Consider the following 21,697-nt stretch of genomic DNA (forward strand, 5'->3'; position numbering starts at 1 on the left):
GTTGGGCCTGCTCGAGCAATCAGAAATCGATGCGCACATCCCCCTTCGGCACACTGCAGCACGAGAGGATGTAGCCTTCGGCTTCGTCTTCTTCGGTGATCCCACCGTTGTGCTCCATCTCCACCTCCCCGCCCAGCTTCATTACCTTGCACGTTCCGCAAATGCCCATGCCGCAGGCTTTCGGGATCATCAGCCCAAGCTTGGCCGCCGCTGCGTGGACGGTCTCGCCCGGCGCGACGCGAATGCTCTTGCCGGAGGCAAGGAATTCCACCTGGTGCAAATCCGCCAGGTCGATTTCCGGCGCATCCGCCGCTTGCTCGGCCTGCTCCACCGCGTCGGCGCGGGCTTCCGGCGGCGTGGCACCGAAGGATTCCTCGTGGTACCGCGCCATGTCGAAACCGGCCGCCTCCAGCAGGCGCTTCACCGCATTCATATACGGCGTAGGACCGCAGCAGAATACTTCGCGCTCAAGGAAGTCCGGCACCATCAGTTCGAGCATCTTGTGGTTCAGGTAACCGCGATAGCCGGCCCAAGGTTCACCCAGGCCGTGTTTTTCGCAGATCAGGTGCAAGCTGAAGTTGTCGATCCGCGACGCCATATGCTCCAGCTCGCGGTGGTAGATGATGTCTTTGGGCGAACGCGCGCTGTGGATAAACGTCATGTCGACATTGGCGTTGGTGTCGTAGAACCAGCGCGCCATGGACATCACCGGGGTGATACCGACACCGCCGCTGAGGTACAAGACTTTCGGACTCGGGAAGTCGATGGCATTGAACAGCCCGACCGGCCCGTGCACCGCCAATTCCTGCCCTTCGTGCAGCGTGTCGTGCAGCCAGTTGGACACCTTGCCGCCCGGCACGCGCTTGATGGTCACCGAGAAGCTGTAGGGCACCGACGGCGAACTGGAAATGGTGTACGAGCGCATGATCGGCTGGCCGTCGATTTCCAGCTCCAGGGTGACGAACTGCCCCGGCTTGAAAAAGAACAGGATCGGCTGGTCGGCCATAAAGCAGAAGGTGCGCACATCCCAGGTTTCCTGGATGACTTTGACGCAACGGACGATGTGCCGACCATTGGCCCAGGTCTGGGTGGTTACCGGATTCAGGAAGCTGTTGGACATGCTGTTCTCCACCGCCGATAGTCGGCCTTATGGTGGCAATTCTGCGTAACGCGAGAACCACCCATTTACCTATCTGCGACATTCACATACTTATCGCGACCAGCCCCCATACCACGGGGGTTGCGCGTCGGGAACAGAGTGGGCCATGTCGCTCATGGATAAGGTTCCGTGCATCAGCAGCCCCACACTCGCTCCCAACAACGACGCTTTCTTTACGCCTTGCTGCAAACCTGATCAGCCACTATTCGCCGGCCACACAGAATGGCCATGAGGACACACACGATGGACGTCACCGCAACCTTAAGCTTGGGCGATCCGCTGGAACCCGCACGCAAGGCCACCGCGCAAATGCTCCAAGAGCGCGAGCGCACCTTTTCGCTGCCGCAGCCGTTCTACTCTGATGAGCGGTTGTTTGATATCGACATGCAGGAGATCTTCCACAAAGAGTGGTTGATCGCCGGCATGACCTGCGAAATCCCCACCAAGGGCAACTACCTGACCCTGCAAGTGGGCAAGAACCCGATCATCGTGATCCGTGGCGCCGAAGGCGTGGTGCATGCGTTCCATAACGTGTGTCGCCACCGGGGTTCGCGCCTGTGCACCAGCGACAAAGGCAAAGTCGCCAAGCTGGTCTGCCCCTACCACCAGTGGACCTACGAGATCGACGGCCGCCTGCTGTTCGCCGGCACCGAGATGGGCGCCGACTTCGACATGAAGCAATACGGCCTCAAACCGGTGAATGTGAAGACCGCCGGCGGCTACATCTTTATCAGCCTGGCCGAGAACCCGCCGGCCATCGATGACTTCCTGTCGACGTTGAACCATTACATGGAACCCTACGACATGGAAAACACCAAGGTGGCGATCCAGACCACCTTGTTCGAAAAAGCCAACTGGAAGCTGGTGCTGGAAAACAACCGCGAGTGCTACCACTGCAACGCGTCGCACCCCGAGTTGTTGAAAACCCTGCTGGAGTGGGACGACGTTACCGACCCACGCGCCGACCAGGCGTTCAAGGACCACGTCGCGGCGTCGGCCGCTGCCTGGGATGCCGAGAAGATCCCTTACGCCCATGCCAGCTTCGGCCTGCGTAACCGTATCGTGCGCATGCCGCTGCTCAAGGGCACCGTGTCGATGACCCTGGACGGCAAGCAGGGCTGCGCCAAGCTGATGGGCCGGATCAAGAACCCCGACCTGGGCTCGATGCGCATCCTGCACCTGCCGCATTCGTGGAACCACTGCATGGGCGACCACATTATCGTGTTCACCGTGTGGCCGATCAGCGCACAGGAAACCATGGTCACCACCAAGTGGATCGTGCACAAGGACGCCGTGGAAGGCGTGGACTACGACGTGGAGCGCATGCGCAAGGTGTGGGACGCCACCAACGACCAGGACCGTCGCCTGGCCGAAGAGAACCAGCGCGGGATCAACTCCACCGCCTACCAGCCTGGCCCGTATTCCAAGACCTATGAGTTCGGCGTGGTGAACTTTGTGGACTGGTACAGCGAGCGCATGTTGAACAACCTCGGTGCAGCCCCGGCGCCTTACCTCAAGGGTGTGGCCGCCCACGAATAACCGATACCCACAGCTCAAAAAATGTAGGAGGGGGCCAGTCGCATCGTCGCACCGCCCCTCCCACACTTGAACCTTACACTGCTTAATATTTGATCAAATCTCTCGCAGACCTCTGCCAGCCTGCCCTCCAGCCTTTACCCAACAACTTACCCACAGAGCCACCCACAGCAATTGTGGGCAACTCCGCTACCCAACCAAAATTAATTGAAGAAAATCCGTGACTTATTCAAGTTGACGGTTCCCAAGCCACATTGATCATTTATTGATCAAAACCTTGTAAGCCACGTAAATCGTGACCTGTAGCGGTACGCAAACACCTTATCCACAGAACAGCCAACAGACTTTGGGGGCAACTTCTACAGCGCTGTGGAAAACCATGCCAAACCGTCATAAACCGAGGGTTTCAGCTGTATTTTTCGGTTTCCGGGGCAATTTGATCAATAAACAACCAAACGATTGAAAGCCTTTATCTATAAGGCCTGTAGCGGATAGCAAACATCTTATCCACAGAAACGCCAACAGACTTTGGGGGCAAGTCCAACCGTTGCTTCAAGCTTATCCACACAAAAAAGCACCAAAAAACCGTGACTTAGCTTGATCAATTTTCGTACAGCGGCTTTCAGGCCTTGATTCACGGGGCTCTTGGACACCCACGAACACCTTATCCACAGCTACGCGCACAGCGTTTGTGGGTAACCGTGCAACCTGTACAAAAACACTCAGCATCTACACTCACCCGTGCATTCAATTCCATGGCCTGGGTTAACGCGCACGTCCTTGGCAGCCTGATCGGGAGGTAGAACGGTGATGTGGCAGGGCAAGCCCAGCCATCACTGCGCCAAAGGTTTTACGCTGATTGAATTACTGCTGACGCTGGCCCTGCTGGCCACGCTTGCGACAGTGGCTTATCCGCTGACAGCATTGATGGGTAAACGTGATCGAGAACTGGACCTGCAACGTTCGTTGCGGGAAATCCGGCGGGCGATCGATGCGAGATCATCCTGTTGCTGACGCCGAGGATCGAACGCAACCTGGACCTGCCTTGGCAGCCGCTGCCGCCACCGCTGCCGGATCTGGTGCCCAAGCCTGCGCCAGCCCCACCTTAATCTCAGAACCTGATGGAGATAAAAATGTGGGAGGGGGCTTGCCCCGATTGCAGTGTGTCAGTCTCAGTATCTTTAACTGAAGCACCGCTATCGGGGGCAAGCCCCCTCCCACATTGGTTTTGCAGTGTTGGTGGGTTAGCGCACGACGCCTTCTTCGATCAGCAACTTGAGAATGGCCTGGGCGCCTTCCTCGGCGCTCACACCCTTGAGCACCTGCCCACCGCCACCACTGGCCTTGGCCGTGGCGGCTTTCATGCGGTCGGCACCACTCTTGGCCTTGATCACCTTGAGGCGCTTGGGCCGAGGCTTGGCCGGTTGCAACACCGCGCCTGTGAATAACTCATCGGCTTCAACCTCGACCTCATGGGCCGCCAACTCACCGCGCTGTGCCGGGCCGTAGGCGCTCTGCCGAGGCTTCGGCGCGGCGTTGTCCACCGTGGCCAGGAATGGCAGGCGCACCTTCAAGCGCCGCCGCTGCCCACGCGGCAAGGCTTGCAGCACATGAGCGACGCCGCCGTCGATGGACTCCACCTGCGCCAGCCCGACAACCAGCGGCCAGCCCAATTGCTCGGCCAGCAGGAACGGCAACATCCCCGAGCCTTCACCGGTTTCGGCCTGGCTGCCGGTGAGCACCACCTGGGCACCTGCCTCGCGCAGATAATCACTGAGTACCGGCAAGGCATCGGCACCATCCGGTTGTTCCAGCACATGCAGTTGCGGCAACCCCATGCCCAGGTAGCTGCGCAGGGTCGGTTCGGCGATATTGCCGGCGTGCAGCACCTGCAACTTATCCCCAGCCATTTGCAGGCCCAGCTCGACCGCGCGCGCGTCCTGTTCGGCGCGGCGTGGCCGGCCGGAGGTGGGGTGGGCGCCGATGGACACCAGGCTGATTACATTCGTGGTCATGGTCATGTCCTCAAGCCGCATCGCGCTTGGCGCCGTTGCGGTAGGCCTCGACCGCATCGATCAAGGCTTGCAGAATCGCGGCGCTCTCGCCGATCACCGACAGGTCGGCACGCTTGATCATGTCGCAGCCCGGGTCGAGGTTGATCGCCACCACCTTGTCGCAGGCGCCAATGCCTTGCAGGTGTTGGATCGCCCCGGAAATCCCCACGGCCACATACACCCGCGCCGTCACCCAGGTACCGCTGGCGCCGACCTGGCGATCACGGGCCATAAAGCCGTCGTCCACCGCCACCCGCGAGGCGCCTTCGGTTGCCCCCAATGCGGCGGCGGTCTGGTGGAACAGCGCCCAGTCCTTCACGCCGTTGCCGCCGGAGAAAATGAATTCGGCCTCGGCCATGGGAATCGCCGCCGGGTCCACCGCCACCGCGCCGAGATCCTCGATACGCGGCAGACTGCGCGCCAGGCTTGTGGATAACTCCACGGGCAGCACTTCATGGCGTGTGTCGCTGACCGGATCGGCACATTCGGCAGCCGCAAGAATCAGGCGTGGCAGCGGCCGCGCCAAATCTTCCCGGCCCGCACCCGCGCGGCCGATGCACTCGTCGCCCTTGATCTGCCACACCCGTGTGGCCGGGCGCTCCTTGAGGCTGGCGGCAAAACGCCGACCCAGCTCGCCGCCACCACTGCGGCTGTCGGGCAGCAACCAATGGCGCGGGTTGAACTGGTTATCCACAGCGCGCAAACCCTGCACGCGTTGCTCCGGTGAGTAACCGTCGAATTCGTGGCAGTCCAGCACCAGCAGGCGATCGACACCGGCCGTGGCAAACGCGCTTTCCTTGTGCTCGCCAAACACCACCGCCAACACCGCACCGTCGCTGCCGGCGAGTTGTCGCGCCAGGCCGAGCAGGTCGCGGTCGTGGCTGCTCAAGCGGCCGCCGACCATGTCCGGCACTACGTTGATGTAGAACGCGGGCGCAGGCACCTGATGCAGCGGCAACTGCACTTCAATCGCTGCCGTACGCTTGGCCGCGCCGCCCTGCTGGGCACCGCTGCGGTCGATGCGCTTGATGCCGTTGGGGCCGATAAAACCGACGCCATGTACATTTTTGCGGATAACACCGTTCGGCCCCATCCAGCTGTGTTGCACCGGCTGCATCGCCGCGTGCAGCGGGTGCAGGCGGTTACGGGCGATCCATTCGGCCCGTGGGTCGCGGCGGATAATATCGCTCATCAGTGCACCTCCGCAGGTTCACGCTTGTTGGGAGCTTTGGCCGGTGCGACGTCTTCGAGCAATGCATCGGCCACCAGCTCGGCGATGTCTTTGATCAACGGGCGCGGTTCAACCACACCTTCGAGCATCGCCGTGCACTGCGGGCAACCCACCGCCACCAGCTCGGCACCGGTTTCGCGGATGTCTTCCATGCGCATGTCGGGGATCCGTTGCTTGCCGGGGATGTCGGTAATCGGCGCGCCGCCACCGCCGCCGCAGCAGCGTGAGCGGAAGCCCGAACGTTGCATCTCCTTGACCTCGATGCCCAAGGCACGCAGCACTTGGCGCGGGGCCTCGTACTCACCGTTGTAGCGGCCCAGGTAGCACGGGTCGTGGTAGGTCACGCTGTTGCCTTTGTGCTGGCCCAGGTTCAGCGCGCCTTCGCCGATCAGCTCGGCCATGAAGGTGCTGTGGTGCTGCACAAGATAGTTGCCGTTGAAGGCTCCGTATTCGTTTTTCAGCACATGGAAACTGTGCGGATCGCAGGTGACGATGCGCTTGAAGCTGTACTTGGCCAGCGTCTGAATATTGCGCGAGGCCAGCAGTTGGAACGTCGCTTCATCGCCCAGGCGTCGCGCCACGTCACCGCTGTCGCGTTCTTCCAGGCCGAGCACCGCGAAGTCGACCTTGGCCGCTTTCAGTACTTTGACGAATGCGCGCAGGGTGCGCTGGTTGCGCATGTCGAAGGCCCCGTCGCCGACCCAGAACAGCACGTCGGCACTGCCTTTTTCGCTGAGCAGTGGCAGGTTTAGATCCGCCGCCCAGTTCAGGCGGCCGCCCGGGGCAAAACCGCCGGGGTTGTCGGTGGCGATCAGGTTTTCCAGGACTTCGGCGCCCTTGTTCGGCGTGGCGCCTTTTTCCAGAGTCAGGTGGCGGCGCATGTCGACGATGGCGTCCACGTGCTCGATCATCATCGGGCACTCTTCCACGCAGGCGCGGCAGGTGGTGCACGACCACAGGGTCTCGGCGTCCACCAGGCCGTTGACGATCGGCTGATGCGGATTGCCGCCGTGTTCGCCAATGGCTTTGCCCGGATACGGGCTACCGGCGAACTTGGCATCGGTGCCGCCCGCCAGGCCGACCACCATGTCCTGGATCAGTTTTTTCGGGTTCAGCGGCTGGCCGGCGGCGAAGGCCGGGCACGCGGCTTCACACTTGCCGCACTGCACGCACGCGTCGAAACCGAGCAGTTGGTTCCAGGTGAAATCCTTGGGTTTTTCCACGCCCAGGGGCGCGGTTTTGTCGCTCAGGTCCAGGGGTTTCAAACCCGTGGAACGACCACCGCCAAAGCGTTCGGCGCGACGGTGCCAGGCCAGGTGCAGGGCACCGGCGAAGGCGTGCTTCATCGGGCCGCCCCAGGTCATGCCGAAGAACATCTCGGACACGCCCCACAGCACACCCACACTCAGCAGTGCAGCCAGCAACCAGCCGCCGAAGTCCGCCGGCAGAATCCCGGCCACCGGCAAGGTCACCAGGAAGAAGCTCACCGAGAACGCCAGCAGGCTTTTCGGCAGGCGCATCCACGGGCCCTTCGACAGGCGCGCGGGCGGGTTGCGGCGGCGCAGGTACATGAAGATGGCGCCGACAAACATCAAGGTCGAGGCCAAAAGCAGCGCGTAGCCGAGGATGCGATTGTGCAGGCCGAAACCGTGCACCAGGATCGCCAGCAGCGCCGACAGCACAAAGCCCAGCGCCGTGGCGACGTGGGTGTTGGCGATGTATTTGTCGCGGGCGACCACGTGGTGCAGGTCGACCATGTAGCGCTTGGGCATGGCCAGCAGGCCGCCCAGCAGGTCGACCTTGGAGGCACGGCCACGGCGCCACATGTTCACCCGGCGCAGGGCGCCGAGGACGGCAAGGCCCAGGGCGGCGAATAAGAGAATAGGCAGCAAGGTGTTCAACATGGTGAAGCTCCCACAGACCACAAAGGTCTACTGTGAAACTGGCCCGAAATTGAGAGGGGGCTTGCCCCCGATGGCGGACTGTCAGTTGATACAGCTGTCGCTGAACCACCGCTATCGGGGGCAAGCCCCCTCCCACATTTGACCGAGTTCACCTCATCAAAAGTCTTTGCAAAGGCGCAGGGCGTCATAGATGGCAGCGTGGGTATTGCGCTGGGCCACACAGTCACCGATGCGGAACAGCAAGTACCCCTCGCCCGCCTCGCTCAGGCACGGCTGCGGCTTGATCGCGAACAGGGCTTCAACGTCGATCTGGCCCTTGTTGCGCGAACCTTCCTTGAGCCCGTAGTAGATGGCTTCGTCCGGACGCACGCCGTTCTCGACCACCACCTGATCGACCACCCGCTCCTCTTTGGCGCCGGTGTATTCGTTCTCCAGCACCGCCACCAGCTTGTCGCCCTCGCGGTAGACCTTTTCCAGCATCATGTCGCCGGTCATGATCACTTCCTTGGGGTACATGCTGCGGTAGTAGGTCGGGAACGACGTACCGCCGATGGCTACGCCCGGTTTGATGTCATCGGTGACGATTTCCACCTGGCAGCCTTTGTCGGCCAGGAAGTCCGCCACCGACATGCCGGTGAATTCGCAAATGGTGTCGTACACCAGCACGTTCTTGCCCGGCGCGACTTTGCCGTCGAGCACGTCCCAGCTGCTCACTACCAGGCCTTCGGCAGCGCCCCAGTGTTCATTCTGTTCGATAAACGGATGCCCGCCGACCGCCAGCACCACCACGTCCGGATGCAGGTCCAGAATGGTCTCGGCATCGGCGGCCACGCCCAGGCGCAGGTCGACTTTCAAACGCGCCAGCTCCAGCTGGAACCAGCGCGTGATACCGGCGATCTGGTCGCGCTGCGGGGCCTTGGAGGCGGTGGTGATTTGCCCGCCGATAAACTCTTTTTTCTCGAACAGGGTCACGTCGTGACCCCGTTCGGCAGCCACCCGCGCGGCTTCCATCCCGGCAGGGCCGGCGCCCACCACGACCACCTTGCGTTTCGGCCCGGTGGATTTCTCGATGATATGCGGCACGCCCATGTATTCACGGGAGGTCGCGGCGTTCTGGATGCACAACACGTCCAGGCCCTGATACTGGCGGTCGATGCAATAGTTGGCGCCGACACACTGCTTGATCTGGTCGATCTGGCCCATCTTGATCTTGGCGATCAAGTGCGGGTCGGCGATGTGCGCACGGGTCATGCCGACCATGTCCACATAGCCGCCTTCGAGGATGCGTGTGGCTTGGTTCGGGTCCTTGATGTTCTGTGCGTGCAGCACCGGAACCTTGACCACTTCCTTGATACCGGCCGCCAGGTGCAGGAACGGCTCCGGTGGATAGCTCATGTTGGGGATCACGTTAGCCAGGGTGTTGTGCGTATCGCAACCCGAGCCCACCACGCCGATGAAATCGAGCATGCCGGTGTCGTCGTAGTACTTGGCGATCTGTTTCATGTCCTCGTGGGACAGGCCGTCCGGGTGGAACTCGTCACCGCACAGGCGCATGCCCACGCAGAAGTCATCACCGACTTCGGCGCGCACGGCTTTCAACACTTCCAGGCCGAACTTCATGCGGCCTTCGAAGGTGCCGCCCCATTCGTCGGTACGCTTGTTGACCCGTGGGCTCCAGAACTGGTCGATCATGTGCTGGTGCACGGCGGACAGTTCCACACCGTCCAGGCCACCGGCCTTGGCGCGGCGCGCGGCCTGGGCGTAGTTGCCGATCACGCGCCAGATTTCTTCCGGCTCGATGGTTTTGCAAGTAGCACGGTGCACCGGCTCACGTACGCCGGACGGCGACATCAGGGTCGGCCAGTTAAAGCCATCCCAACGCGAGCGACGGCCCATGTGGGTAATCTGGATCATGATCTTGGCGCCATGCTTGTGCATGGCGTCGGCCAGGTTCTGGAAGTGCGGGATGATGCGGTCGGTGGACAGGTTCACCGAACTCCACCATTCCTGGGGGCTGTCGATGGCGACTACCGAGGAACCGCCGCAGATCGCCAGGCCAATGCCGCCCTTGGCTTTTTCTTCGTAATACTTCACATAGCGGTCGGTGGTCATGCCGCCGTCGGTGGCATACACCTCGGCGTGGGCAGTACTGAGTACGCGGTTGCGGATGGTCAGTTTGCCGATCTGGATCGGCTGGAACATTGCTTCGAAAGCCATGGCACGGTCCTCGGCTTACAACGGCTTGACGGTGAACAAGCCGTCATCGTGGCCCTCTTCGGAGCCTCCGTAGACTTGTTCGGCCACGGTGCGGATGTTGCTGCCACGCGCTTGCAGAATCTGGTCCATGGCGCCGGCAAACCAACCGGTGAACATGTAGTCCACTTTGCGCCCGACCTTGCCGTACACATAGACGAATGCCGAGTGTTCGAGCTTGACGCTGGCGGTGCCTTTATCCAGGTCGATGTCCTGGATCTTGAACAGGCCCCAGCCGCGCTGCGACAGGCGCTTCATGTAGTGCTCGAACACCGCGACGCCTTCCAGGCCGTGGCATTCAGCTTCTTTTTCACACCAGTGCCAGGCGGACTTGTAGCCGGCCTTGTAGAGAATTTCGGCGTAGGCGTCGGCGCCCAGCACTTCTTCGATGCCCATGTGGTTGTTGACGAAGAAATGGCGCGGTACGTACAGCATCGGCAGGGCGTCGGAAGTCCAGACACCGGTTTCGCTGTCGACTTCGATAGGCAATTGAGGGGCGATCTTGGCCATGGAAACTTAACTCCAGAAAATTCGTTTGGATGCCCCAGACCTGGGTGGCCGGGGGAAAAGAAGTGTCAGCGGTGGCTTATTCGCCCCAGACGTCCTTGAGCACGTTGACCCAGTTCTCGCCCATGATCTTGCGCACCACACGCTCAGGGTGGCCGCGCTTGAGCAAGGTCTCGGTGAGGTTGGGGAACTCGCCCACGGTGCGGATGCCCAGCGGGTTGATGATCTTGCCGAAGCTGGTCAGGCGGCGGGCGTAGCCCTTGTCATGGGTCAGCATTTCAAAGAAATCCTGGCCATGGCCCTGGGTAAAGTCGGTGCCGATACCGATGGCGTCTTCGCCGACGATGTTCATGGTGTATTCGATGGCTTCGGCGTAGTCGTCGATGGTCGAATCGATGCCCTTGGCCAGGAACGGCGCGAACATGGTCACGCCGACAAAGCCACCGTGGTCGGCGATGAACTTCAGTTCTTCATCGGACTTGTTGCGCGGGTGTTCTTTAAGACCGGACGGCAGGCAGTGGGAGTAGCACACCGGCTTTTTCGATTCGAGGATGACTTCTTCGCTGGTCTTGGAGCCGACGTGGGACAGGTCGCACATGATGCCGACACGGTTCATCTCGGCGACAATCTCGCGACCGAAGCCCGACAGGCCGCCGTCGCGCTCGTAGCAACCGGTGCCCACCAGGTTCTGGGTGTTGTAGCACATCTGCACCACACCGACGCCGAGCTGCTTGAAGATCTCGACATAGCCGAGCTGGTCTTCAAATGCATGGGCGTTCTGGAAGCCGAAGATGATGCCGGTCTTGCCCTGTTCCTTGGCCTTGCGGATGTCGGCGGTGGTTTTCACCGGGATCACCAGGTCGCTGTTCTCGCGGATCAGGGTCTGGCTGGCGACGATGTTGTTGATCGTGGCCTGGAACCCTTCCCACACCGACACGGTGCAGTTCGCGGCGGTCAGGCCGCCTTTGCGCATGTCCTCGAACAGGTCGCGGTTCCACTTGGCAATGATCAGCCCGTCGATAACGATGCTGTCGGCGTGCAATTCGGCTGGGCTCATCAGGCGTCCCCTTATTGGCGATTCATGCGCCGAATCGTCTGCCGGCGCTTTGGGGCCAGCATATGCCCAGGGGACGACCGAGCCGGGTGCAAAAACGACAGGGGAATTGCCGAAAGCGTCAATCCACGACAAAGGCTGTTAAGAGGTGTCTGACTGGCAGCTGTTATTTGTCTTACGCTTGAGCCAGAATTCCCGCATCAACTGATATGAGACGGCGCAATGAAATCGATTTTCCTGGCTTTGGCACTCATCGCAACCGGCGTCCACGCGGCCGAAGACACCGACAGCACGCCATGCGATGGCATCGAAAACGACAAGCAAACCCTGGAATGCGCCACCTACAACAAAACCACTGCCGAGCAATTGCTCAAGGATAATTATCAGAGTCTGCTGGAACGTATGCATTCCACCTATGGCAGCGACAAGACCAAGCTCGCCGACATTACCGCTCGTCTGAAGGATGCCCAGCAAAAGTGGGAAAAACTGCGTGACGCCGATTGCGCGGTGGACACCTTCCCGGCAGTGACCGGCACCAAGGCCTACGCCATTGAGCAGAATGACTGTTTGGCGCGGATGAGTGATGAGCGGTCGGAGTTTTTGGAGTCGATTGGGCAGGAATAAGCGACAATCCCGCCACTTTCTCTTTGAACCAAGGCCTTTCATGACTATCTGTGGCATCGAAATCAAAGGCAGCGAAGCCATCATCGCTGTCGCTTCCCTGGACAACCAGGCGCTGACCCACGTCGCCCTGGCGACCAAGAAAATCGCTCTGGAAGACGACGATGACGCGGCCAACGTCAAAGCCTTTGCCGCCCAGGTGAAGGCATTTGTGCAGGAAAACGCCATCCAGCGCATCGCTATCAAGAAGCGCAGCAAGAAAGGCGAATTCGCCGGTGGCCCGACCACGTTCAAGATCGAAGGGGTGTTTCAGTTGCTGGAGGGGGTTGAGGTGACGCTGCTGTCGCCGCAGACCATCAACGCCCAGAACAAGAAGCACAACTTCGAACTGCCAGCGACGTTGAACAAATATCAGCATGAAGCGTTCAAGGCGGCCTGTTCGAGCCTGATGAAGAAGTAGTCCGCATCAACTTCTGACGCAGTGTTCCAACCCGTGACCGCCGCCTTCATATTCGGGGTCGTAATAATATTTGGTAAAGGCGAGTTTACCTTCCGGTGTTGGAACGACTTGCGCAACACCGACTCCATAATCTTTCAGTGCCGGGTCGGTATGTGCAAAGTAAATCGCCAGCGTATCCGAGGTGCCAGCGGCAAAACCGTTATAGCGGGAGTTGTCTTCCAACGTCAGGGTGAAGGTATAGGCGCCGTACTTGCCGGTACTTTGCCTGGCGTTGAGCTGCATATCGACAACCCCCTTGAAGGCGCCGATATGGCTATCACGACCAGTACACTCATAACGCCCGCTGTAATCGGCACCCGTGAAGGGGACGGAGGCGGGGGCCTTGGCAGCCCAGGCGGGGGCAGATGCAAAAGTAATGACAGCAAGCATTTTCCTGAACATACGGACCTCTTGTCGCTTAACTTAAGTAGTGAAGTGCGAACTTTAAATATCAGTTGATTAATGGTTAGTTTGGGTGTCAGCCGCAATGGACTTTTACATTAGCAGCCCCTCTACCCACGACATAGCCGACACCACAGAAAAGGATAATCCCTACATCAGATCCGCCCCTGTCAAAACACTCGACATAACAATGAAACTTGCTCAGGGCACTCCACTGGTCTGAAGCGAACCTTGAGTTTCACGCACTCACCTAGGCTGAAATCACTGTTCATTCGAGCAGTGACAAGCAACGTATTGCGAGCAATTCAAGGAGATGATCATGGCATGGTTCCCATCCCTGGCTGCCCTGGGAGGCAGCAGTGGCACACGTACAATGGCCGGTCCGCAAACGATAGGCCAACTCAAGTCAGGTACTTCACGCCTGGTGGACGCTTACCCTTATGACTACGCAAGTATCCTTCGTGCCTCCAGCCCCGAATCTGGCTGGCTGGCCCAGCCTCTGGAGGGTGTAGAGAAAGACGCGCGTGTCGTAATCATTGGCGCAGGCATGTCCGGGTTGCTGACGGCAAGAGAGCTGCTGCGCGCAGGCTTGAATGTGGTGTTGTACGAACGCAACCAGCTGGAACAGGTCGATGACGACTGGCACCGCTATATCCACGGCCGCACATGCAGTTTCGTGCGCAAGCTGGAAACCGACACAGTGTGTGAACTGGGGGCCATGAGGTTCCCCGCGAAGGCCAAGGTCACCTGGGAAGTCTTCGGGGATATCCTGGGAGATGACACACTGCTCCAGCTGTTCCCCAACCCAGGCCTGGTACCCACTGTCCTGTGCCAGGACGGTATCGCCCATCGGTGGTTGGCAGGCAGCATGCAAGCGCCCGACCTGCCCCCACAGTTCATCAAAGTCTCCGCCGATGTGCGCGATGCCATCAACGACATACAAGGCGGCGGCTCCAACATTCTCCAAATTCTGCGGTTGCTTGAACAACCCCGGCTGTCCGCCGAAGAAGAAAACCGCATCCAGGCTTTCTGGACGGCGATGATCGAGCGCTTCGACAAACTGGACCTGGGCACCTGGCTGCTTGGCAACGTAGCGGAGCCCAAGGGCTGGACGCCAGAACAGTTGGCAATCTTCGTCAACGTAGGCTTCGGCACGGGTGGCATGGGTAGCATGTTTTCCATGGGGTTCCTGGAGATGCTGCGAATCTGGCTGTGGGATTACCTGGATGAATATGCTCTGCCGGCAGGCATTGGCTCGGGCATGATCGCGCATGCCATCCTGAAAAAGCTCAGGGACGAATTCGGTCCAGCCGGCAAGAACACCTTTACCGTGCATGAACGCCATGAGGTACAGGAAATGGGAATCTTCGTATCGGCCGACGGAGGGTCAGCCCAAGCCGGCCTGCTGGTACGCAACCTCAACGGAGAAGGGGCCGAAGACGTCGCATTAATACCGGTGAACACCGACCATATCGTTGCCGCCATCCCTCATACGGCCCTGCTGACGATGATGTCGCTGGCCAGCGAACTGAGCTATCCGCGTAACGGCTTACGGGTAGAAATCCCGATCAATGGCGTACCTCACGCCTTTCATAGCTACTTCGACAAAGCCTGGCCTTCGGCAATCTATAAAAGCCATATAGCGCCACTGAAAAGCGCCTTGGCGCGGCTCAATATGATGAACGCCAGCAAGTCTTTTTATGTTACGCCCCAAGCACCATGGGCACAGGGTTCCGCACTGGCCAGCACTTGGACGCACATCGACGGCAGGCCCATACGCTGCCTGATGAGCGAGGGCTGGACCCGCGCCAGCTACTTCATCCCGGCAATCGCGGAGGATCGGCCCGGCCCTGTTGCCGTATTGCTTTCGTACACGTGGAACCTGGACTCAATCATGGCACGCAGCGTGCTGGATATAGCACCCTCCCGGGAAAATGGCACGCTGGGCATTGCTGATTTCACTGAAAGCCCGGCCTGGTTCGGGCCTGGATTTCCCCAGGAGTGGTGGCGAAGCTACAGGGCGTGGGCCAGCGTACTGCCTTATGTACAGAACCCGACCCGCCAGGTTCGCACCACGGTGTACTTCCACTCTTTGTTGGGTAACAGGCAAGACGACCCCAATGCCATCGGCATCGACTGGCAAGATCAGATCGGTACAGGTGGGTTCAAGCTCGACGCACCTGGAGACTTCGCGACTTCCAATGCGTTGTGCAACCTGTACCTGTTCACCCAGGAACCCGCATTCAACTCACAGGCAAGGGACCGAGTCTATCGGCAAATATTCCTGTCTTCGGACAGCGCCAGTAACTATCCAGGTTGGTGTGAAGGGGCCTTTATGTCCGGGATGAATGCCGCCATCGGTGTATTGGCGAGTATCAATCAGGACAAACTCAAACCCGAGCCTGCACAGTTGCTGCAGGGCAATCCTCTGGCGGCCGTCAATCGACTGGTCCCCCTCAAGCCTTACGTCAGACAGCCGTAGCACACTTTTCGAATGGGATTAACGTCATGAAGGTTGTCGCTGAAGTGAGTAGTAGCCCCCACCACGCTAGCTTTTCCCTACGCCGTATCGAATAAGCCAAACCAGTCTTTGGGCTGGTTTGGCTTTTCTGTCCTCCTACCTGCTGGCCGCAATACCGGCCGCCTTGCTTCGTTTGATATGGCGCAGCCACTCGCCGAACGATTTGTCTTCGAGCGCATACCCGCCGCGACTCGACTTCCACACCAGCTCCTTATCGCGCAACGCATCGATACAGGCCTGAATGGTCTGGGTGCCCGGCACCACGTCGCTGCCCATGGCTTCCAGCGCCTTGCTGACAGCCGTGAGGGTGCTGTCGGTGAATGGCGCGAAGGGTTCGTTGTTTTGAGAACGCTCCACCATCACCTCCAGCACGGCACGCTGCGGGATGGTCAGGGCGTTCCAGGCGCTTTCGAATTCGGCCCATACACCCGCGCGCAGCAACTCGGCGCGGCTGTGCAGCAGTTCGCCCAGATTGCTCGCCTCGCCCAGTTCCAACGCGACTTCACCGATGATCGTGCGCAACATCTCGGGACGCCGACCTACCAGCTCAAACGCCTCATCAATATCCGCCGCGTTGAACTGGTTGGTCTCGGCCAGATGCGCGTTGAGGTGCACGGTGTACGCCTGGGTGAACTCTTTGCCCAGCAGCGGAAATGGCGTGATGCTGGAGCCGAAGAACGGCTGGCTTTTGCCGAGCACCAAGTGGGCCAACTTATCGCGGTTGGAGCCGGTAAACACCAGGCGCAAGCCGCTGCCCTCCTCGTCACGGCCTTGGTTGAGCTGATCCCGGGCAGCCTTCAACGCGAACATCGCATTGATACCCGACTCGGTGGTTAAGGCGTGCTGCGCTTCGTCAATCACCAGCACAACGGGTTTTTCTGCAGCACTGTGGAGCAATTCCAACGCTTGGGTCAGCGTCGCACCGACAGGCAATTGTGGCTTGGTAAAGTCCCAGGAGAGCGTACGCAGAAAGCTGAGTTTCTCGATGCCAATGTTCTTGGCCAGTTTGCGAATGCCCTTTTCATAGGGAACCAGAGCAGCAGCAATAGCACTGGCAATCAACTCTGCAGGATCTTTCTCTTTGTCAGCCCAGAGATCCACATACACCGCCAGCCAGCCCCGGAGCTGACATTCCGGGATCAAGTCTTCGCGCAAAAACGTGCTTTTGCCCGTGCGACGGGGCGCCGCGAGAAACAGGCCAGAGGTGAAATCCTGAATACCGGCCCCCACCAGGCCATCGGCAATACTGCTTGCCAGGGTGGGGCGGCGAAACACAAAGCCGCTGTGCTTGGACATGGTTTTATACTCAATTATGGAAAGGACTATAAATTATAGCGTCGAGTATAATTGACTATAATTGCCCGTCAAACCACCTCCCGTCGCCGATCCTCCCTCGGACACTTGGCAAACCGCGCCCGATAACTCCGGGTGAAATACGACGGCGATTCAAACCCGCACGCAATGCTCACCTCCAGCACGCTCATATCGCTCTGGCGCAATAACTGCCGGGCTTTTTCCAGGCGCAGGCCGAGGTAGAAATTGCTGGGCGTGTCGTTCAAATGCAGGCGAAACAGCCGTTCAAGCTGGCGCCGGGTAACCTTGATCGCATCGGCCAACGCCAAGGTGCTCAGGGGCGGTTCAGTGTGCTGCTCCATCTCGCCGATCACTTGCACCAGTTTCTTGTTGTTGATGCCGTAGCGCGTGGCGATCTGCATGCGCTGGTGGTCCTTGCGCGGGCGGATGCGGCCGAGTACGAACTGTTCGGAGACCTGGATCGCCAGGTCCACGCCGTGGGCCTGGGCGATCAGGTCGAGCATCAAGTCGATGGAGGCGGTGCCGCCGGCGCAGGTGATGCGGCGGCGGTCGATCTCGAACAGTTCCTGAGTCACGCTCAGGTGCGGGTACGACTCCTTGAAGGCGTCGATGGCTTCCCAATGCAGGGTCAGGCGGTGGCCGTCGAGCAGGCCCGCTTCGGCGAGCACGCAGGCGCCGGTGTCGATGGCGCCGAGGGTCACGCCGTCATTGTCCAGACGGCGCAGCCAGTGTTCCAGCGCCGGCGTGGCGAACTGCAGCGGTTCGAAGCCGGCCACCACCAGCAGCGTCGCGCCCTTTTTCAGCGGTTCCAGCGCGGCGTCGGCGTTGACCGACATGCCATTGCTCGCCAGCACCGCGCCGCCATCGGCGCTCAGCACATGCCAGCGGTACAGCTCGCCACGAAAGCGGTTGGCCACGCGCAGCGGTTCCAGCGCAGAAATAAAGCCAATGGCCGAGAACCCCGGCATCAGCAGAAAGTAGAAATCCTGGGACATGGTGGCGCTCTCGTAGGACGGGCAGCGTGGTCACTGTGATACGCCAGTTCAACGGGCCATTCAAGAGCACAGGTCGCTGCTGTGCAAGAGCTGGTCGCCGCCGTGCGTTTCGGCGGGCCCAAAGCTCCGTAACGTGATCCCACGGCGCACAAAGACGCCGGACCCCACAATAACGACCTGCCGAGGGATCCACCATGAACCGACTGATTCGCCACTGCGTGCTTGCACTCAGCGCCAGCGCCATCTTGAGCACAAACGTACTGGCGGCCGACGCGGCATCTTGCCAGAACGTACGCATGGGCGTGGTGAACTGGACCGACGTCATCGCCACCAGCGCCATGACCCAAGTGTTGCTCGACGGCCTCGGCTACAAGACCAAACAAACCAGCGCCTCCCAGCAAATCATCTTCGCCGGGATCCGCGACCAGCGGCTGGACCTGTTCCTGGGCTACTGGAACCCGTTGATGACCCAGACCATCACGCCGTTCGTCGACGCCAAGCAAATCAAAGTTCTCGACAAACCCAGCCTGGAAGACGCCCGCGCCACCCTGGCGGTGCCGACTTATCTGGCGGACAAGGGCCTGAAAACTTTCGCTGACATCGCCAAGTTCGAGAAGGAGCTGGGCGGCAAGATCTACGGCATCGAGCCAGGCTCGGGGGCCAACACCCAGATCAAGGCGATGATCGCCAAGAACCAGTTCGGCCTGGGCAAATTCCAACTGGTGGAATCCAGCGAGGCCGGCATGCTTGCCGCCGTGGACCGTGCGGTACGCCGCAAGGAAGCCGTGGTGTTCTTCGGCTGGGCGCCGCACCCGATGAACGTCAATATCGCGATGACTTACCTCACCGGCAGCGACGACGCCCTGGGCCCGAACGAAGGCATGGCCACCGTCTGGACCGTGACCGCGCCGACCTACGCCGAACAGTGCCCCAACGTGCACAAACTGCTGACCAACCTGACCTTCACCGCCGCCGACGAGAGTCGGATGATGCAGCCGCTGCTGGATCACAAGGACGCGCTGGAATCTGCCAAGCAGTGGCTCAAGGATCACCCGCAGGACCAAGCCCGCTGGCTGGAAGGGGTGACCACCTTCGACGGCAAACCGGCAGCGGCCAACCTGCAATTGACCAGCAAATAACCTTCTTCGAATCACCGTTTCGCGGTCACTACCGACCGCGAACGGCATCACCACGCCTGTAAGGAACCTGCCTCATGAACCACGACGTCATCATCACCTGCGCACTCACCGGTGCTGGCGACACGACCGCCAGAAGCCCACACGTGCCGGTCACTCCCAAACAAATCGCCGCCGCCGCCGTGGAGGCCGCCAAGGCCGGCGCTACCGTGGTGCACTGCCATGTACGCGACCCCGAGACCGGCAAGTTCAGCCGCGACGTCGCCCTGTACCGCGAAGTGATGGAGCGCATCCGCGAGGCTGACATCGACATCATCGTCAACCTCACCGCCGGCATGGGCGGCGACCTCGAGATCGGCGGCGGCGAGAACCCGATGGAATTCGGCCCCAATACCGATCTGGTCGGCCCACTGACCCGCCTGGCCCATGTGGAAGAACTGCTGCCGGAAATCTGCACCCTGGACTGCGGCACCCTGAACTTCGGCGATGGCGACACGATTTACGTCTCCACCCCGGCGCAGCTGCGGGCGGGCGCCAAGCGCATCCAGGAATTGGGCGTAAAGGCCGAGCTGGAAATTTTCGACACCGGCCACCTGTGGTTCGCCAAGCAGATGATCAAGGAAGGCCTGCTCGACAACCCGCTGTTCCAACTGTGCCTGGGCATCCCATGGGGCGCGCCGGCCGACACCACCACGATGAAAGCCATGGTCGACAACCTGCCGGCCGACGCGGTGTGGGCCGGGTTCGGGATCGGCCGCATGCAAATGCCCATGGCCGCGCAAGCGGTGCTGCTGGGCGGCAACGTACGGGTCGGCCTGGAAGACAACCTGTGGCTGGACAAGGGCGTACTCGCCACCAACGGCCAACTGGTGGAACGCGCCAGTGAAATCCTCAGCCGCCTGGGCGCGCGGGTCATGAGCCCGGCGGAAGGCCGCATCAAGATGGGCCTTACCAAACGCGGCTGACCCCATGTCGAAACCGAATTAAAAAATGTGGGAGGGGCTTGCCCCCTCCCACAGGGAATCACCGAACGCTTTAGGAATTTGCCATGCGCTTTATCACTGAGATCAAAACCTTCGCCGCCCTCGGCAGCGGTGTCATCGGCAGCGGCTGGGTGTCCCGCGCCCTGGCCCACGGCCTCGATGTGGTCGCCTGGGACCCGGCGCCGGGTGCCGAAGCGGCGCTGCGCAAACGCGTCGCCAATGCCTGGGGCGCCCTGGAAAAACAGGGCCTCGCGCCCGGCGCATCCCAGGACCGCCTACGCTTTGTCCCCACCATCGAAGAATGCGTGAAAGACGCCGACTTCATCCAGGAAAGCGCCCCGGAACGCCTGGAGCTGAAACTGGAATTGCACAGCAAGATCAGCGCAGCGGCCAAGCCCACTGCATTGATCGGCTCGAGTACCTCCGGGCTGTTGCCGAGCGAGTTCTACGAGGGCTCGACCCACCCGGAACGCTGTGTGGTCGGCCATCCGTTCAACCCGGTCTATCTGTTGCCGCTGGTGGAAGTAGTCGGCGGCAAGCACACCGCGCCGGAAGCGATCCAGGCCGCGATCAAGGTGTATGAATCCCTCGGCATGCGCCCGCTGCATGTGCGCAAGGAAGTCCCCGGCTTTATCGCCGACCGCTTGCTCGAAGCGCTGTGGCGCGAGGCGCTGCACCTGGTCAATGACGGCGTAGCCACCACCGGCGAGATCGACGATGCGATTCGCTTTGGCGCCGGCCTGCGCTGGTCGTTCATGGGCACCTTCCTCACCTACACCCTGGCGGGCGGTGATGCGGGCATGCGGCACTTCATGGCGCAGTTCGGTCCGGCATTGCAGTTGCCGTGGACCTATCTGCCGGCACCGGAGTTGACCGACAAGTTGATTGACGATGTGGTCGATGGCACCAGCGATCAACTGGGCAAACACAGCATTTCGGCGCTGGAACGCTATCGTGATGATTGCCTGCTGGCGGTGCTCGACGCGGTGAAAACCACCAAAGCCAAGCACGGCATGACCTTCGCCGAATAACGGAACCCTCACCATGCCTGCACTGACCACCTACACCACCCCAGTCCTCGCCGACTGGGTGGACTACAACGGCCACCTGCGCGATGCGTTCTACCTGCTGATCTTCAGCTACGCCACCGACGCGCTGATGGACACCCTCGGCTTGGACAGTGAAAACCGCGAAGCCAGCGGCCATTCGTTGTTCACCCTGGAACTGCACCTGAACTACCTGCACGAAGTGAAACTCGGTGCCGAAGTGGAGGTGCACACCCAACTGATCGCCCACGACGCCAAGCGCCTGCACCTCTATCACAGCCTGCATTTGGTGGGCGATGAGAAAGAACTGGCCGGCAACGAACAGATGCTGCTGCACGTTGACCTGGCAGGTCCGCATTCGACGCCGTTTACCGAGGCGACGCTGGAGAAACTCGCTGCCATCAGTACCGAGCAAGCCGATCTGCCAAGGCCCGCCCTCCTCGGCCGAGTGATTGGACTGCCACCGAAAAAATAAGGAGCCA

At 60.5% G+C, this 21,697-nt stretch carries 19 protein-coding genes; 9 read left to right on the forward strand and 10 right to left on the reverse strand.

The annotated features are described in order from the left end of the window. Window positions 1-19 precede the first annotated feature (19 nt). Window positions 20-1,120, reverse strand: a complete 1,101-nt coding sequence (gbcB, locus tag HDC32_RS18155) for a glycine-betaine demethylase subunit GbcB (protein ID WP_090401745.1) — start codon at window positions 1,118-1,120, stop codon at window positions 20-22. 282 nt (window positions 1,121-1,402) lie between these two features. On the opposite strand from gbcB, the gene gbcA reads away from it, so the two are divergent. Further along, window positions 1,403-2,698, forward strand: coding sequence for a glycine-betaine demethylase subunit GbcA (gene gbcA / locus HDC32_RS18160; protein WP_131699075.1), 1,296 nt, complete (start codon window positions 1,403-1,405; stop codon window positions 2,696-2,698). Window positions 2,699-3,505: 807 nt separating this feature from the next. Next, entirely contained in the window at window positions 3,506-3,709 is a 204-nt protein-coding gene (locus HDC32_RS18165) for a prepilin-type N-terminal cleavage/methylation domain-containing protein (RefSeq protein ID WP_237683157.1), read from the forward strand. Window positions 3,710-3,939: 230 nt separating this feature from the next. On the opposite strand, the gene HDC32_RS18170 is transcribed toward HDC32_RS18165, so the two are convergent. The 6 genes from HDC32_RS18170 to HDC32_RS18195 all read right to left on the reverse strand — a co-directional run bounded on the left by HDC32_RS18170 (window position 3,940) and on the right by HDC32_RS18195 (window position 11,701). Beyond that, entirely contained in the window at window positions 3,940-4,710 is a 771-nt protein-coding gene (locus HDC32_RS18170) for an electron transfer flavoprotein subunit beta (protein ID WP_131699073.1), read from the reverse strand. A gap of 10 nt (window positions 4,711-4,720) precedes the next feature. Then, window positions 4,721-5,941 carry an electron transfer flavoprotein subunit alpha/FixB family protein gene (locus tag HDC32_RS18175; RefSeq protein ID WP_184745035.1) on the reverse strand — a complete coding sequence of 407 codons (1,221 nt, stop codon included), beginning with the start codon at window positions 5,939-5,941 and terminating at the stop codon, window positions 4,721-4,723. Further along, window positions 5,941-7,884, reverse strand: a complete 1,944-nt coding sequence (dgcB, locus tag HDC32_RS18180) for a dimethylglycine demethylation protein DgcB (protein WP_145336861.1) — start codon at window positions 7,882-7,884, stop codon at window positions 5,941-5,943. Before dgcB ends, HDC32_RS18175 begins: the two co-directional genes overlap by 1 nt. A 156-nt stretch (window positions 7,885-8,040) precedes the next feature. Beyond that, window positions 8,041-10,101, reverse strand: a complete 2,061-nt coding sequence (gene dgcA, locus HDC32_RS18185) for a dimethylglycine demethylation protein DgcA (protein WP_184745037.1) — start codon at window positions 10,099-10,101, stop codon at window positions 8,041-8,043. Between the two features lie 15 nt (window positions 10,102-10,116). Further along, window positions 10,117-10,647, reverse strand: a complete 531-nt coding sequence (locus tag HDC32_RS18190) for a DUF5943 domain-containing protein (RefSeq protein ID WP_003194877.1) — start codon at window positions 10,645-10,647, stop codon at window positions 10,117-10,119. A 76-nt stretch (window positions 10,648-10,723) separates the two neighbouring features. Beyond that, window positions 10,724-11,701, reverse strand: a complete 978-nt coding sequence (locus HDC32_RS18195; RefSeq protein WP_010207105.1) for a dipeptidase — start codon at window positions 11,699-11,701, stop codon at window positions 10,724-10,726. A 219-nt stretch (window positions 11,702-11,920) separates the two neighbouring features. On the opposite strand from HDC32_RS18195, the gene HDC32_RS18200 reads away from it, so the two are divergent. Continuing rightward, window positions 11,921-12,322 carry a lysozyme inhibitor LprI family protein gene (locus HDC32_RS18200; protein WP_131699070.1) on the forward strand — a complete coding sequence of 134 codons (402 nt, stop codon included), beginning with the start codon at window positions 11,921-11,923 and terminating at the stop codon, window positions 12,320-12,322. Between the two features lie 40 nt (window positions 12,323-12,362). Then, entirely contained in the window at window positions 12,363-12,779 is a 417-nt protein-coding gene (locus tag HDC32_RS18205) for a DUF3010 family protein (RefSeq protein WP_131699069.1), read from the forward strand. A gap of 6 nt (window positions 12,780-12,785) precedes the next feature. Here the strand turns inward: HDC32_RS18205 and HDC32_RS18210 are convergent, their stop codons facing one another. Continuing rightward, window positions 12,786-13,220 (reverse strand): hypothetical protein, encoded by a 435-nt coding sequence (locus tag HDC32_RS18210; protein ID WP_184745039.1) that lies wholly within the window; start codon window positions 13,218-13,220, stop codon window positions 12,786-12,788. A 319-nt stretch (window positions 13,221-13,539) separates the two neighbouring features. Here HDC32_RS18210 and HDC32_RS18215 point away from each other — a divergent pair, with 319 nt between their 5' ends. Next, window positions 13,540-15,702, forward strand: a complete 2,163-nt coding sequence (locus tag HDC32_RS18215; RefSeq protein ID WP_184745041.1) for an FAD-dependent oxidoreductase — start codon at window positions 13,540-13,542, stop codon at window positions 15,700-15,702. A gap of 135 nt (window positions 15,703-15,837) precedes the next feature. On the opposite strand, the gene HDC32_RS18220 is transcribed toward HDC32_RS18215, so the two are convergent. Together HDC32_RS18220 and HDC32_RS18225 are read right to left on the reverse strand one after the other, a co-directional pair. Next, window positions 15,838-17,037: an AAA family ATPase gene (locus tag HDC32_RS18220; protein ID WP_184745044.1), complete on the reverse strand. Its 1,200-nt coding sequence runs from the start codon at window positions 17,035-17,037 to the stop codon at window positions 15,838-15,840. Between the two features lie 68 nt (window positions 17,038-17,105). Beyond that, window positions 17,106-18,050, reverse strand: coding sequence for a GlxA family transcriptional regulator (locus HDC32_RS18225; RefSeq protein ID WP_184745046.1), 945 nt, complete (start codon window positions 18,048-18,050; stop codon window positions 17,106-17,108). Between the two features lie 194 nt (window positions 18,051-18,244). Here HDC32_RS18225 and HDC32_RS18230 point away from each other — a divergent pair, with 194 nt between their 5' ends. The 4 genes from HDC32_RS18230 (at window position 18,245) to HDC32_RS18245 (ending at window position 21,690) form a co-directional block, all read left to right on the forward strand. Next, window positions 18,245-19,189, forward strand: a complete 945-nt coding sequence (locus HDC32_RS18230; RefSeq protein ID WP_131699064.1) for a choline ABC transporter substrate-binding protein — start codon at window positions 18,245-18,247, stop codon at window positions 19,187-19,189. Between the two features lie 74 nt (window positions 19,190-19,263). Then, window positions 19,264-20,151: a 3-keto-5-aminohexanoate cleavage protein gene (locus HDC32_RS18235; RefSeq protein ID WP_131699063.1), complete on the forward strand. Its 888-nt coding sequence runs from the start codon at window positions 19,264-19,266 to the stop codon at window positions 20,149-20,151. An 83-nt stretch (window positions 20,152-20,234) separates the two neighbouring features. After that, a complete protein-coding gene (locus HDC32_RS18240; RefSeq protein ID WP_145336867.1) occupies window positions 20,235-21,200 on the forward strand; it encodes an L-carnitine dehydrogenase in 966 nt (321 codons plus the stop codon). A 13-nt stretch (window positions 21,201-21,213) separates the two neighbouring features. Continuing rightward, a complete protein-coding gene (locus HDC32_RS18245; protein ID WP_131699061.1) occupies window positions 21,214-21,690 on the forward strand; it encodes a thioesterase family protein in 477 nt (158 codons plus the stop codon). Window positions 21,691-21,697 lie beyond the last annotated feature (7 nt).

The organism is Pseudomonas sp. JAI120 (assembly GCF_014207255.1).
Taxonomy (GTDB): domain Bacteria; phylum Pseudomonadota; class Gammaproteobacteria; order Pseudomonadales; family Pseudomonadaceae; genus Aquipseudomonas.